Here is a 14215-nt window from a genome sequence, read left to right on the forward strand (position 1 = left end):
CTCGGTGATTCTTGGAGTCGGGATGAGTACGAAAGGCCTACGTTCGTCACGGGCTTTCGGTGCGCTCCGCGAGCGCACGCTTGCCATGCTTTCCTGTTTGCCGAGAAGGGTGCGGGCTCGGAGACGGCTCGGGTTCCGCGCATTCGGCGTCGCTCTGCTGGCGGCGGTGATGTCGCTGAGCTTCGTCGTGCCGAGTGCGGCTGTCCCGCGACCCGACGACGATCCTTTCTACGCGGCTCCCGCCGACCTCGCCGACTACCCCGCGGGCGCGCTCGTTCGCTCGCGGCCGATCACGCTATTGGGTCTGCCGCTGCCGGTTTCGGCGTGGCAGGTGCAGTACCGGACCAACGACGCGGACGGCATTCCGACGCCGGGCATGGCGACCGTGATGGTGCCGAATCTGCCGTGGTGGGGCCCGGGGGAGCGTCCGTTGCTGTCCTACCAGGTGCCCGAGGACAGCCTCGGCACCCAGTGCGCGCCCTCTTACGCACTGCGCGGCGGCTGGGAGTTGAGCGGCATCACGACCTACCTCGACACACCCTTCATGGCGGACGCGCTGCGTCGCGGCTGGGCGCTGGTGGTCAGCGACCACCAGGGACCGTGGTCCCGCTTCCTGGACGGGGTGAACGCCGGATACGCCGTGCTCGACGGCATCCGGGCCGCTCGCGCCTTGGCGCCGGGCGGCGTCGGGCCCGCTGGTCCGGTGGGCGCGTACGGGTATTCGGGCGGTGCGTTCGCGACGTTGTGGGCCGCGCAGATGCAACCGGACTACGCTCCCGACGTCGACTTCGCGGGCATCACCGCGGGCGGGGTGCCCGCCGACTGGCCCGCGATCGCGCGCGGCGTCGACGGGGGCGTGCAGGCCGGGCTGGCGCTGCTGATCCTGCTGTCGGTCGCCCGTGACCACCCGAGCTACGGTGTCGCCGAGCTGCTGAACGAGCGGGGGCGCGCGATGCTGGCCGAGGACGGGTCGGCCTGCGGGACGGACCTGGTGCTGAAGTACGCCAATACGCGCGTCGACGATTTCGCGATCGAGCCGAATCTGCTGTCGCACCCGGCCTTCCTCGCTGCGACGGCCGCGCAGGAGTTGGGCGCGACCGCGCCGCAAGTCCCGGCCTACCTCTACCACAGCACCACCGACGACGTGATTCCCGTCGCGGGCTTCACCGCGCTGGTGGACCGCTACTGCGCACTCGGCGCCGACCTGACCGTCACGCATTCGACGCTGCCCGGCCACAATCCGACCGCGGTGGTCGAGGCGTTCGGAGCGATGAACTATCTCGGGGACCGCTTCGCGGGCGCACCCGTGGCGGCGGGGTGTCACGCGCGCTGAACCAAGTGTCGCAGCGCTCCGGTGAGAGCGACCGAGACACGTCCCGGACGACAAGCGGCGCGCACCGACTCGAGGGGTTGAGTCGGTGCGCGCCGCGTTCGGAAAGGGCGGTTCAGTTCGCCGGGAGCCCAGCCTGATCCGTCCACTTGGTGGTACCCGCCGGCGCGGTCAAGGTGCCGAGCAGATCGAGACCGGCGACCACCAGCGTCGGACCTCCGACGACGATGGTGCCGATGATGCCGCCGATCGCGGCGCCCGCGATGACGCTGGCGATCACGCCGGGACCGGCGACGAGGCCGGTCAGACCGATGAGAGCGCCGAGCGCGGTGCCGATGAATCCGCCGACGGCGGTCGCGATTCCGAACTGGGAGGCGAACGAGTCCATCGCCCGCTGGTTCTCCAACGGCGACGCGACCGGGATGGCCTGCGCGGGCCGCGCCTGCGCGGTGTTCGCGACCGCCGTCAGTTCCAGCACCCGGCCGTCGTCACGGATCTTGTGCGGCAGCGGGTATTCCAGTCCGTTCTGACGGACCGCGAGCGGCAAAGTGATGACCGCGTTCCCCGCCGAATCCTCGATGACTACCGAGTTGCCGGTCAGCTCGAAGGAACCGTTCGTGAGTGTGGTGATGATCGTGTCGCCGATCAGTTTCGCCTCGTACCCGATGTCGGGAACGGGGGCGGCAGCCGGTTGTGCGTGCACAGTGCCCGCGCCGACGGCGACGGCGGCGGCGAGTGGTACGACGGCCGCGGTGATCTTGCGAAGAATCATTTTGCGGTGTTCCAATCTTCATCAGGATTTCATGCCCTACGAACACCCCGCACGCCGAAAAACCTTCCCCCTCAACGCGCGCGGAGCCTTGATGTGATTCAGAGAACAGCAGCGCCGGGTGTCACATTACTGGGCGATCGCGGGTTTGGACCATAAAACTGCGGGTAATAACGTCCCTTATCGGTCGCGGTCATCACGCAGTTTCCGAAGCTGATATGCCACTTGGCTATATGTGCACGTCAAACCGATTTCATTTGATTAGCCGAAGACTTGCTACAAGGCGTGGTACGGGACGCGCCGAAGACGGCGCGCCCTACCCGATGGAACTCCTGATCTTGTGAATCGCCTTGGCGTTCAGCTCGTCCTGCCGCTGGAAGGCCGAAGCGATGGCGTCGACGCCGCCGCTGCGCACCCTTCAGTGCCGTCCACTGGATCGCGCCGTCGTCTCGGCTGGGCGGTTCGGGATCAGAGCAGCACGTCGAGCAGCACCGAACCCGCGCAGACGAGCGCGACCAGGCCGAGCGCGACCGCGTCGCGGCGACCCGGGGCGCTGGGCCGAGCGGTGAGCTGGCCGGTCCCGCCGCGGGCGGTGATGGCCTCGCCCAGTTCGGTGGCGCGGCGGGTGGCCACGGCCATGGCGGCGGTGAGAATGTCGATGATCGGGCTGTCGGATGCCCGGTCCAGCAGCCGGTCCTTGGGCCGCAGCCGCCGGGCCGCGCGCAGCACCCGGATCTCCTCCAACAGCAGCGGCAGTCCGCGCAGCGTCAGCGCCACCACCACGGCCCACTCGTCCACCGGCACTTTCAGTTTGCGCAGCGGCGCGCCCAATCTGGCCAGGGCCGGGGCGATCTCGCCCATCGGAGTGGTCCACGCGATGAGGAACGAGGCGGCCACCAGGATCAGGCCGAAGACCATCGTCTGGGTGTAGCGCAACACCGCGGCGCCGCCCACCGGCACGTTGATCAGCGCGCCGGCGCCGAGCAGTGCCCAGAACCACCACGGCAGCCGGGGCAGCGTGCCGAGCGGAAGCCGGGCGATCAGCCCGATCGCCAGCAGGAACACGACCATCGCGCCGAGCACCGGCCAGGACGGCCAGAACATCAGCAGCAGGCTGATCAGGAACGCGGCGATCATCTTGGTACCCGCCCAGAGGTTGTGCACCGGGCTGGACACCGGCACCTGGCGGAACAGGACCGTGCTCATTTCGCGCCTCCGTGTCCGAAGCGCCACGCCGCGTCGCCGGAGTGCGGCGATGGCGAGTCCGATCGCGGGCCGCGGTGCGGGTCGATGCGATGCGCCGCGGGCGCGGCGTCGGAGACCGGCTGGGTCTCCAGGATGCGACCCGAGCTCAGGTGCACGGTGCGGTCGCACACCGCGGACATGTCCTCGACGTCGTGCGAGATGACGATCAGCGTCAACCCGGAATCCCGCAGCCGCGCAAGCAGTTCCACGATGTCGGCGCGGCCCTCGGGATCCAGGCCCGCGAGCGGTTCGTCGAGCACGACCACCTGCGGGCGGCTGGCCACGATGGCGGCGAGCACCACGCGCTTGGCCTGCCCGCCGCTGAGCTCCTCGATGGAGCGCGCGGCCAGCGCGCGATCCAGGCCGACGGCGTCCAGCGCCCTGCCCACCGCGCCGGATCCGGTGGCCCGCCCGCCCCAGTCGGCGATCTCCGCGCCGACCGTCTGCTTCTGCAATTGCAGCCGGGAATGCTGGAACGCCAGCTCCACCCGGCCGATCTGCCGCGTCACCGGGCGGCCGCCGAGTTCGCAGCGCCCCGAACTCGGTTCGATCAGGCCGGCGATGATCCAGGCGAGGGTGGACTTGCCGGAACCGTTGCCGCCGACCACGAGCAGCGCCTCGCCGCGGCGCACCACCAGGTCGACGCCGTGCAGGGCGGGCGCCTCCCACGGCGTGCCCCGGTTGTAGGTGTGCCGGACGTCGCGCAGTTCCAGAACGCTGGCTCCGAGCTCGACGCTGTCGGACGAAGTCCGTCCTCGAGCTGCGGAAGGCGGAGGTACGCCCACGGAACCGCGGCGCCCGCCGCGCGCCGGCTGCGGCCAGGCGGGCAGCCGGTCGACGGTGCGGCCCGCCGCCAGATGTACCACCCGGTCCGCGGCCGCGGCATCGGCCTCGTGGTGGGTCACCAGCACCACCGCCATCGGATGGCGGCGCGGCAGCCGGGCGAGCAGCGCGATCAGTTCACTGCGGCCTTCGGGATCGATCATCGAGGTGGCCTCGTCGGCGATGAGCAGCGCGGGTCGGCGGGCCAGCGCCGCCGCCACCGCGAGGCGCTGCTGCTGGCCGCCCGAGAGGGTGGTGGTCTCGCGTTCGCCCATGCCCGCCAGACCGACCTCGCCGAGCAGCGCTTCCACGTCGACCTCGGCGGCGAGTTCCTGGGGAAGTCCCCAGACCACGTCGTCGGCGACCTGGACGCCGAGGGTCTGGCTTTCCGGCCGTTGCAGCACCAGAGCCGTCCCGCCGAGGTGGCCGAGGCCCGCGGAGCCCGGTCGGCGCACCTCGCCCGAGGTGGGCGGCAGCCCGGCCAGCAGCCTGGTGAGCGTGGACTTGCCCGAACCGTTGTGGCCGACGATCGCGATGAACTCGCCGACCCGGACGCTGAGGTCGATATCGCTCAGCGCGTCGGTGCGCGCGCCCGGGTAACGGAAGCCCGCCGCGTGCAGCGTCACCGGCAGCGGGCCGATCGGCCGCTCGTCCACCGGCGCGTCGAGGCGATCCCGAGCGGGCAGCCAGGCCAGCCGGTCCAGCACCGAACCGAGCACGAACCAGGAGAACAGCGCGCTCACCACCACGCCGAGCGCGACGCCCGCGCCGATCCAGACCCACCACCAGGCGAGCACGGCGTCGGTGAGCTCCGACGCGGCCCGGCCGAGCGGTTCCAGCGCGGACTGTCGCTCGGCGAGCCGCTGCACGCCATCGGCGGTGTTGCGGATGGTGTCGAACAACAGCTCCCTGGTCCGCCCGGCCACCAGCAGCGATCCGATGGTGAACGCGGCCCACAGCAGGCCTGCCAGCAGCGCGAGGAAGAGCACCGAGAACAGCCCGCCGCCGCGGCGCTTGACCCCGCCGATGATGCCGCCGATGGTCGCCGAGGCGACAACACCGAGCGCGGGCATGACGCCTGCGGCGACGAAGGTGACCAGGGTGGCCGAGGCGGCCGCGGTCACCAGCGCGCGCGGCCGGTAGCGGTGCGCCAGCATGCCCATCGGAACCGCCGCGACGATTTGCAGCGCGGCAGCCAGCGGAACAACGGACCCGACGGTGACCAGCCCGACCGTCACCCCGCCCAGCACCGCGCCGGTGGCCAGCTCGATCGGGCGCAGCGGGCCGCGCTCCGCGGAACCGGTCCGGCCGTCGGCCGTGGGCAGATCACTCACGCAACAAGTCTGCCAGCAGGCGCGCCGCGCGGCCGGTTCGCCGGATCAGGCGACCCGGGTCAGGGTGTAGTCGTCGCGGTTCAACCGACGGGTACGGCGGCGGTAACTGGACACGGTGCCCGGCCAGTTGTTCGTGATGCGGCCCGAGGCGGTGCGGTACCAGCTGGTGCAGAAGTTCCACGGGGTGCGGGCCAGCCGTCGCTGGAGTGCGTCGTTGAATTCGCGCTCGAGTTCGTCGCGGACCTCGATGGTGTGGCCGGGCCGATCGGCGAGCAATCGCACCGCCTGCCGGATGTAGCGGGCCTGCGATTCGATCATGTAGATGATCGAGCCCGCGGCGAGGTTGGTGTTCGGCCCGTAGACCAGGAAGAGGTTCGGGAAGTCGGGCACGGTGATGCCGAGGAAGGCGTGCGCACCGTCGGCCCAGGCGTCGGCGAGTTTGCGGCCGCCGCGCCCGTAGATCCGCATCGGCCAGAGGAATTCGGTCCCCTTGAAGCCGGTGCCGTAGATGATCACGTCGGCCTCGTGCAGCCTGCCGTCCGCGCTGCGCACGCCCTCGGGGACGACCTCGTTGATCGCGGTGGTCTCGACCGCGACGTTGGGCTGGGTGAGCGCGGGATAGTAGTCGTTCGAGAACAGCCCGCGCTTGCAGCCGATCGGGTAGTCGGGGGTGAGCTTGGCCCGCAGCTCCGGATCGGCGACCTGCTTGCGGAGGTGCTTCTCGGCGATGCGGCCGACCATCCGTGCGATGGCGGGGAACTCGACGAGACCCAACGAGACGAATTCGCCCGCCGACCACCAGCCGAATCGCTCCACCAGCAGCGCGCCGGGCAGTTTCGCGAACAGCTTGTGCTGGATGGGTGAGTAGTCGGTGTCGAACTTGGGGATAACCCACGCCGCGGTGCGCTGGAACAGCGTCAGGTGCTCGACTTTCGGCTGGATTTCGGGAATGTACTGGATGGCGCTGGCCCCGGTGCCGATGCAGAGGACGCGCTTTCCCGTCAGGTCGACGTCGTGGTCCCACTCGGCGGAGTGGAAGGACGCACCGGCGAAGGTGTCGATGCCTGGAAGGTCGGGGAGCTTGGGCCGGGAGAGCTGGCCGACCGCGGAGATCAGCACATCGGCGATCCTGGTCGTGCCGTCAGCGGTGTGTACGGACCACCGGCCGGCCTGCTCGTCGAATTCGGCGTCGGTCACGTCGGCGCCGAAGACGATGTTCTCCAGCAGTTCGTGCCGCCGCGCGACACCGCGCAGGTAGTCGTGGATCGCGTCGCGGCCGGAGTAGCGCTGCGGCCAATCCGGCTTCGGTTCGTAGGAGTAGGAGTAGAGCGGCGACGGCACGTCGCAGGCCGCGCCAGGGTAGGTGTTCTCCCGCCACACCCCGCCGAGGTCGGCGGCCCGCTCCAGGATCGTGATGTCGCGGATACCGTTGCGCCGCAGCTCGATCGCGGCGCCGATGCCGCCGAAACCCGCGCCGATGATGAGAACCGATGGCTCGTCGCCAGCTGTCATGTGACACTCCTCACCACATCCGATGTCTCCACTCTAGAACCGGCGCCGTCGGGTGCACCGAGACTTTCGGCCATAATGTGGGCTGTGGAGCGGGTGCTGGCTGCTGGAATCCGCGACTGGAACTTCCCGCGCGGGATCGCCAGCGTGGCCCTGATGGTGGGGTACGCGGGCGAGCACGGTGTGCCCGCGGCGCGCATGCTGGCAGGCACCGGACTGACCGACGCAGTGCTGCGCGACCCCGACGCCCAGATCGACGCGCACACCGAGCTCGCGGTGATCCGCAATCTGGTCCGCGAGGTCGACGAGCCCGCGCTCGGCGTCGAGCTGGGCAGGCGATACCGGATCACCACCTTCGGCATTTTCGGCTTCGCGTGCGTGAGCAGCCCGACGCTCGGCGAGGCGATCTCCTTCGCGCTGCGGTTCCTCGACCTGAGTTTCACCTTCTGCCTGCCGGTCGCGCACTGGGAGGCGGGGGAGTTCGTGGCGCGGGTGCACGACGAGTCGGTGCCCGCCGACGTGCGCCAGTTCCTGGTGGAACGCGACGTGACGGCCATGTACCAGGTGATGAGCGATCTGCTCGGACGGCCGGTGCCGCTGTTGCGCGCCGAATTCCGTTTCGCGGAACCGGAATACGTCGGCCGAGTGACCGAGGTGCTCGGCGTCCGTCCCGCGTATGGCCGCGCGCACAACGTGTTCACCATCGATCCCGCGATGCTGGAACAGCCACTGCCGCAGGCCAACGAGCACACCTGGGCCATGTGCCTGGCCCAGTGCCGTCAACTGGTGGATCGCCGCAGGGCGCGGACCGGCATCGCCGCCGAGGTGCGCGAGCTGCTGGTGCCCGGCGGCGCGGACGGTTTCGCCGCGCCGCTGAGGATCGACCTGGTGGCGCGCGAGCTGAACATGAGCACCAGGACGCTGCGCAGGCACCTCGACGCGGCGGGCACCAGCTACCGCGCACTACTGGACGAGGTGCGCCGCGCGCTCGCCGAGGAAATGCTCGCCGCCACACCGCTTTCGGTGAGCGACGTGGCGATCCGCCTCGGCTACGCCGAGTCCTCCACCTTCATCTACGCCTTCAAGCGCTGGACCGGGGTGACACCGGCCGCGTACCGGCGCGAGCGAGTGCCGCTGCGCTGATCAGCCCGGCTGCACGCCGAGATAGCCGCCCATCGGGACCGGGCGGAAATGTGTTGTCAGGCTGCGGTTCTCGTCGATGATGTGCAGCGCGACGGCCGGGTCGGGCGCGTAATCCATCACGTGGTCCGGCAATTCGAGCTCCCATACGCCGCCGAGCACCGAGGCCGTGCTCGGCGCGACCAGCAGCGGGCGACCGCCGAAGGTCGTGGTCGCCGCGGAGTGGGCGTGTCCGGTGAGCACGCCGAGAATGCGCTCGTCCCCGGCCACCAGCGCGGCGAGGCGCTCGGGGTCGGCGAGGGTGATGCCGTCGATGATCGGGCTGTGCAGGTGCACCGGCGGGTGGTGCATGGCGAGCAGGATGGGGCCGTCGGCGGGCGCGTCGGCGAGCACGCCGCGCAGCCAGTCGTAGGTCTCCTCGCCGAGCGCGCCGCCCGCCTCGCCGGGAATGCTCGAATCCAACAGGGCCACAGTCAGTTCGCCGATCCGGTGCGCGTGGTTGATCGGCGTGGTCGCGGCGGGCTCGCCGAGCAGTGCGGTGCGGAAGTTGGCGCGGTCGTCGTGATTGCCGGGGAGGGCGTAGACCGGAATGTCGGAGGCCAGCGCGACGCGGGCCTCGGCGTACTGTTCGGCTTTGCCGGAATCGGTGATGTCGCCGGTCACCAGGATGGCGTCGGGCTTGCGGCGTAGGTCGGCGAGAAAGGCCATCACCCGCTCCACGCGTTCGGCGTTACGGGTGCCGAGATCGAAGTGTGTATCGCTGACCTGTGCCACCAGGATCATCGGCGTTCGCTTTCTCTGAGGGATCGCTGCGTTGCGTCAGAGTGTGCCCACATCGTGTGCTCGGCACTTTCCCAGGCTAGATGACCTGCGCATTGTCCGTCTTCATGAGGCTCGCCACCGCGCGAGGCATCACCGTCGAATAGTGGCGACAGTCACACTCGGGGAGGTTCACGAGTCTCGGCGGTGGCGTTCGACCAGAGCGTGCGCAAGGTGCGGAGGAATACCTGGCGATCGGCGCGCGGGAGCGCCGCGAGCATTTCGTCCTCTTGCGCGCGAATCTCCCGCTGGGCGCGGTCGCGGACCGCCTTGCCTTCCGCGGTGAGCGAGACCAGGTTGACGCGCCGGTCGGTGGGATCGGGCGCGCGTTCGATGAGGCCGCGCCGTTGCAGGTCGTCGAGGACGCCGATGATGCGGGTCTTGTCCGCGCCGATGGCCTTGGCCAATGCGGCCTGCGTGTACACCGGCTCCGGTTCCAGGCCGAGCAGCACTCCGTAGGCCCACATGGTGAGCCCGTTGCGTTCCAGGACGGGCAGTTCGGCTGCGACGAGGGCGCGGCCGAGCGGCACGACCATCGCGGCGAGATCGGGTCGGTCGGGGTCTGGCATGCCTAGAAAATACTTCTTGGCAGATCGTAGGCAAGTGCTTACGATAAGCGCATGAGTATTGAATCCGAAGGAAAAGCGATCGACACGACCGAATCGAACGAGCGGCTGCGTGAGCTGCACGCTCGGGCCGTGCGGTTGAGCGCGGGGGCCGTCGCGCGGGTCGACGCCGCGCAGCTATCCGTCGAAACACCCTGTGCGGGATGGGATTTGCGCGCCTTGCTGGCACACATGGCCACCCAGGACCGTGGGTTCGCGGGTGCGGTGCGCGGAGCCGAGGACCCCGGCGCGTGGGAAGTGCGGCAGGCGGCGGATCCGGTGGCCGACTACCTGGCCGCCGCGGAGGAGGTCGTCACGGCCTTCGCCGAGCCCGGCGTCTTCGAGCGCACCGTGCTGCTTCCCGAGTTCTCCACCCGGCATCGGTTTCCCGCCGCGACCGTCATCCGGTTTCACCTGGTCGACAGCGTCGTGCACGCGTGGGACGTGGCGCGGTCGATCGGCGAGACCGTCGACCCCGACCCGGAGTTGGCGCTGATGGCGCTCGAGGTCGCGGCGGCGGTTCCGGACGGCCCGGAGCGTTCGGAGCCCGGCGCGGCGTTCGCCCCCGCGCTGACGGCGGACGACGCGGGTTCGACCATGGACCGGGTATTGCGGCAGCTCGGGCGCGCGCCAGAGTGGACGCCGAGTTCCTTGCGCGCGTAGGTAATTCGAGCAGAGTAGTTCGTGGTGCGAAAGGGTCAGGAGACCGTGCGGAGCAGTTCGGCCGCGCGGCCGAGGAGTGCGGCGGGATCGGGCGGGGCGACCGGCGCCCAGAAGTCCGCACCGGGCGGGGCGTCCAGGTTCAGCTCGGGCGGGGTGCGCCAGGAGGCGGCGAGGCCGAGCCGCCACGAATGCAGGTGCGCGCGCGGATAGGCGCCGGACTTGTCGAAGAGCGGGTCGCCGAGGATCGGGTGCCCGATCCAGGCCAGGTGCACGCGGATCTGGTGGCGGCGACCGGTCACCGGGCGCAGCGCGAGCACCGTGTGCCGCTCGGTGCGCAGCACGGTCGCGAAGCGAGTCAGCGACGGATAGTTCTTGGTGTCGAGCAGATCGGCTTCGTTCACGAACCAGCGCCCGCCCTCGGCGCGGATGCTTTCGCGCTGCGCCGCGATCCGCACCCGGTTCTTCCGGCCGACGCTCAACGGCAGATCGATGACGCCGCGCTCGGGCAACCCCGTGGAATCGACGATCGCCAGGTACGCCTTGTCCGCGGTCTGCTTGTTGAACTGCCTGGTGAGCTGACCGTGCGCGCCCAGATCCTTGGCCAGCAGCACCAATCCGGAGGTCACCTTGTCGATCCGGTGCACCGGGTACAACGTCTCACCTGCCGCCGCGGCCAATTCCACGATGTCGGTGTCGTGCCGCTCCCCGGTGACCGAAATTCCCGCGGGCTTGTTCAACGCGAGAACCGCCTCGTCCTCGGCGATCAGACAGTCCTCCCGCAACCGCGCCCACTCGATACCCATCCGCACGACCCTACGTGCTCGCCGAGCCGCTCCCACATCCCGTGCAGGTACCGGCTTTGTGCGGCGTAGGCGAAGTGCGTGGCAGGAAGTCAGCCGCGGCGCAGGGCGTGGGGGCGCAGCCGGTTGAAGCCGCGGACTCGGACGCTGCGGAGGTGGCGCACGTCGAATTCGGGATCGTCGGCCAGTTCTCCGGCGGCGGCGTCGTCGATGAGGACGGTGCCGGGACGGGCGACGCCGGTCAGGCGGGAGGCGATATTGACCACCGAGCCGTAGAGATCGCCGAACCGTTGCAACACGGGGCCGTACGCGAGCGCGACCCGCAGATCCGGCGTGCCGCCGACCATCATCGTCGACTCCTGGATGGCCAGCGCGATGCGCGCGGCCGCCCGGGCGGTCTCCGCCGCGAACATCACTTCGTCGCCGACGTGCTTGATCACCCAGCCGCCGTTCTCGGTGATGGCCGCGTTCGTCGTCGACTCGAACGCCTCCAGCAGCGTCGACAGCTCGTCGGGGTGCAGGTGCCTGGTCAACCGGGTGTAGCCGACCATGTCGGCGAAGCCGACCGCCAGCTCCCTGGTGGAGTCCTCGGCGGGGCTTTCGTTGTCGAAGGAGCGGGCCAGCGCGGCGGCCAGATGGCGGCGCCACGCGTACGTCTGCAATTCCTCGAGCACCGAGATCGTCTCCTCGGTGGCGAGCCTGGCGATCTCCGCCGTGTCGGCGCCGTCCTCGCGGGTGGCGTCGGCGACTTTGGTCGTGATCTCGGCGATGACCAGATCGGCCTGCCATTCCGCCAGCCGCGCCATGGACTGACCGAGCGTGCGCGCGGCCGCGGCCTGCTGGCGCAGATCGGAGGCGGCGACCACCTTCAGGCCGCGGAAGTGCCGGACCGCGTCGACGTCGGCTTCGGTGTAGTCGATGGCGTCTGCCGGATTCTCCGGAAAGCCCAGCGCGGTCCACAATCGCCGGGAGATCGAAGGGGACACCCCCGACCGCTCGGCCACCTCGGCGCGGTTGTACCTGCGCTCGCCGTCGAGCAGATACGACTCCACCACCGACTGGACGAGCTCGGAGATCTCGGGCTTCGACATGATCGCCACCTTACGGCCAGGGAGCGCGCGGGTGGAGTCCGCCGATGCCGCCTTGGGGGACGTCACAGCACCGCGGGCCGAGTCGTGCCGATGGTGCGAGGATCGCCGCGGCGGGACGTCGGCCGGAAGAACTCCGACCGGAGCGGCGGCGACGGAGGACTCACTCGCGAACGACGCGCACCGTCCCCAGACTGGAATCGGCGGCGTCCGGCACGTTCATGCCCTCCTCGTGACCGGACCGCAAGTACTCCACCACCGCATCGTTGAGCCGCTCGCCGGGCACCGCCACCGGAATGCCCGGCGGGTACGGGGTGAGCTGCTCGGCCGCGATCCGTCCCGGCGCCTTGGCGATCGGGACGATCTCGACGTCACCGAAGAACGCCTCGCGCGGCAGCTCCACCGTCTCGAGCTGTAGCTCTTCGGGGGATGGCAACCGGATGCGCGACGGCCGCGGGTCCTTCAGCTGGTCACGCCACGCGGCAATGCCGTCGATCAAGGAAGCGACGGTGTCCTTGTCGTCGGCGATCGACAGTGTCGCGAGAATGCGGCGGTGATCGACAAGCCCCATGTCGATGCCGCGGTGTTCGCGCAGCCAGTCGGCGGCGTCGTAACCCGTTGCGCCCGTGGCGGATACGTCCATCAGCACCTGGAGCCGATCCAGATCGTGCGATGCCTCGACGCCGAGCAGTTCGTCCTCCATCACGTCGATGCCTGGTATCCGGGCCAGGTCGGCGCGGGCCCCGTCCGCGACGCGCAGCGCGGCGTCGAGCAACTCGCGCCCGTGCTGCACCATCTGCCTGCGCCAGCCGTCGAGCGCGGTGTAGACCAGCACGCTCGGGCTGGTGGTCATGAGCAGGTCGGCGCACGCGCTCAGCCGCGCCGGGTCGACCAGATCGCCCTGGAGGTGGAACACCGAGCCCTGCTCGAACCCCGCGCCCATTTTGTGCACGCTCACCACGCACAGGTCCGCACCCACATCCATGGCCCAGGTGGGCAGCTCGGGATGGAAAGGCAGGTGGGCGCCCCACGCCTCGTCGATGATCAGCGGCTTGCCGCGCTCGTGGCACACGTCGGCGATGCGCCCGATGTCGGCACAGGTGCCGTATGGGCTCGGGCTGACGATCAACGCGCCCGCCGCGTCGGGAGTGCGTTCCCACGCTTCGCGCACCTGTTGCGGCGAGGGCGGATGCGAGAAGTGCCGCTCGGCGTCCCAGCGCGGGGTGATCCAGTGCGGCCGGACGCCAGCGAAGATCAGGCCGGCGACGATGGATTTGTGACTGTCACGGGCCACCAGCAAACCGCCGCCCTGCCCGCCCGCCACCGCCATCATCGCGGCCTTCACCGACAGCGAGCTGCCGCAGGTGGAGAAGAAGGCCGTCTCGGCGCCCACCGCGTCGGCCATCAGTTCCTCGGCCTCGGCCAGATAGCCGCCCCGGGACAGGCGGTCGTCCAGACCGGGTCCGACCAGCACATCGGAGCGGAACGCATCCCGCCCGATCGCGTCCAACACGCGCTCGTCGACACCGCGGCCCTGCCGGTGACCCGGCGGGGTGAACCCGTAGCGGCCCGAGCGGTGATACGCGGCGAGTGCGTCCACCAGGGGAGCTCGTGAGTGGTCCATGGTCGGGAGCTACCCGCTGCCCGGTCCGCTAATCTCCGGCTGACCTGGGGTGGAGGCGATGCGACGTGGGTTCGCGGTGGTTCTGCTGACGCCGAGGTATTGACCGGTGACGGTCGACGCAGCGGTTGGTGGCGCTGGTAAGGGCGCTCTTGGAAATATTGTTAGCTTTGCTAATCAGATGACTTTTCGGGAGAAGCCGAGAGGTCGCCGAGAACGCGACCACCGACACCGACGAGGTCTTGCCTCTGCACTCGTTCACCAAGTTTTTCCCGCGACTCGGGCGTGTCTGTTCGACCGAGCAGATTTTCACGGCGCCGGGCGCCTGACCGGCCGCCCGGCCGCTGTGTCCAATTGGACACGGTCACGTCTCGGAAAAAGACGCGTCGCAATCAACGGTAGTTTGCTTGCACTGTGTAAGACTCGTTGCGCCAGAGTTTCTTGCACTCCTCACAATCGGAGGACTGTCC

At 69.7% G+C, this 14215-nt stretch carries 12 protein-coding genes; 3 read left to right on the forward strand and 9 right to left on the reverse strand.

Annotated features, from left to right (window positions below; translation table 11 throughout):
• The first annotated feature begins 169 nt into the window (after window positions 1-169).
• Entirely contained in the window at window positions 170-1333 is a 1164-nt protein-coding gene (locus tag AB0H50_RS22255) for a lipase family protein (RefSeq protein ID WP_357456134.1), read from the forward strand.
• Window positions 1334-1445: 112 nt separating this feature from the next.
• Here AB0H50_RS22255 and AB0H50_RS22260 read toward each other — a convergent pair whose 3' ends face one another.
• From AB0H50_RS22260 to AB0H50_RS22275, 4 genes are all read right to left on the reverse strand, one after another.
• A complete protein-coding gene (locus AB0H50_RS22260; RefSeq protein WP_357455713.1) occupies window positions 1446-2102 on the reverse strand; it encodes an ammonium transporter in 657 nt (218 codons plus the stop codon).
• A 465-nt stretch (window positions 2103-2567) separates the two neighbouring features.
• A complete protein-coding gene (locus AB0H50_RS22265) occupies window positions 2568-3305 on the reverse strand; it encodes an energy-coupling factor transporter transmembrane protein EcfT (protein ID WP_357455716.1) in 738 nt (245 codons plus the stop codon).
• Window positions 3302-5500 (reverse strand): ATP-binding cassette domain-containing protein, encoded by a 2199-nt coding sequence (locus AB0H50_RS22270; protein WP_357455718.1) that lies wholly within the window; start codon window positions 5498-5500, stop codon window positions 3302-3304. The genes AB0H50_RS22265 and AB0H50_RS22270 overlap by 4 nt, the downstream gene beginning before the upstream one ends.
• 45 nt (window positions 5501-5545) lie before the next feature.
• On the reverse strand, window positions 5546-7012 hold the full coding sequence (locus tag AB0H50_RS22275) for an NAD(P)/FAD-dependent oxidoreductase (RefSeq protein ID WP_357455721.1): 1467 nt from the start codon (window positions 7010-7012) through the stop codon (window positions 5546-5548).
• 75 nt (window positions 7013-7087) lie between these two features.
• Here AB0H50_RS22275 and AB0H50_RS22280 point away from each other — a divergent pair, with 75 nt between their 5' ends.
• On the forward strand, window positions 7088-8152 hold the full coding sequence (locus tag AB0H50_RS22280; RefSeq protein WP_357455724.1) for an AraC family transcriptional regulator: 1065 nt from the start codon (window positions 7088-7090) through the stop codon (window positions 8150-8152).
• On the opposite strand, the gene AB0H50_RS22285 is transcribed toward AB0H50_RS22280, so the two are convergent.
• Both AB0H50_RS22285 and AB0H50_RS22290 read right to left on the reverse strand, forming a co-directional pair.
• Window positions 8153-8932, reverse strand: coding sequence for a metallophosphoesterase (locus AB0H50_RS22285; RefSeq protein WP_357455726.1), 780 nt, complete (start codon window positions 8930-8932; stop codon window positions 8153-8155).
• 152 nt (window positions 8933-9084) lie between these two features.
• Window positions 9085-9537: a MarR family winged helix-turn-helix transcriptional regulator gene (locus AB0H50_RS22290; RefSeq protein ID WP_357455729.1), complete on the reverse strand. Its 453-nt coding sequence runs from the start codon at window positions 9535-9537 to the stop codon at window positions 9085-9087.
• Window positions 9538-9588: 51 nt separating this feature from the next.
• Here AB0H50_RS22290 and AB0H50_RS22295 point away from each other — a divergent pair, with 51 nt between their 5' ends.
• On the forward strand, window positions 9589-10236 hold the full coding sequence (locus AB0H50_RS22295; protein WP_357455732.1) for a TIGR03086 family metal-binding protein: 648 nt from the start codon (window positions 9589-9591) through the stop codon (window positions 10234-10236).
• Between the two features lie 35 nt (window positions 10237-10271).
• Here AB0H50_RS22295 and AB0H50_RS22300 read toward each other — a convergent pair whose 3' ends face one another.
• From AB0H50_RS22300 to AB0H50_RS22310, 3 genes are all read right to left on the reverse strand, one after another.
• The gene (locus AB0H50_RS22300) at window positions 10272-11039 is read right to left on the reverse strand and encodes an RNA pseudouridine synthase (protein ID WP_357455734.1); all 768 of its coding nucleotides are present in this window, start codon (window positions 11037-11039) and stop codon (window positions 10272-10274) included.
• Between the two features lie 89 nt (window positions 11040-11128).
• Window positions 11129-12127 (reverse strand): adenylate/guanylate cyclase domain-containing protein, encoded by a 999-nt coding sequence (locus AB0H50_RS22305; RefSeq protein ID WP_357455737.1) that lies wholly within the window; start codon window positions 12125-12127, stop codon window positions 11129-11131.
• A gap of 160 nt (window positions 12128-12287) precedes the next feature.
• On the reverse strand, window positions 12288-13748 hold the full coding sequence (locus AB0H50_RS22310; protein ID WP_357455740.1) for an ornithine decarboxylase: 1461 nt from the start codon (window positions 13746-13748) through the stop codon (window positions 12288-12290).
• Window positions 13749-14215 lie beyond the last annotated feature (467 nt).

It is taken from the genome of Nocardia sp. NPDC050793 (assembly GCF_040654065.1).
GTDB lineage: Bacteria > Actinomycetota > Actinomycetes > Mycobacteriales > Mycobacteriaceae > Nocardia.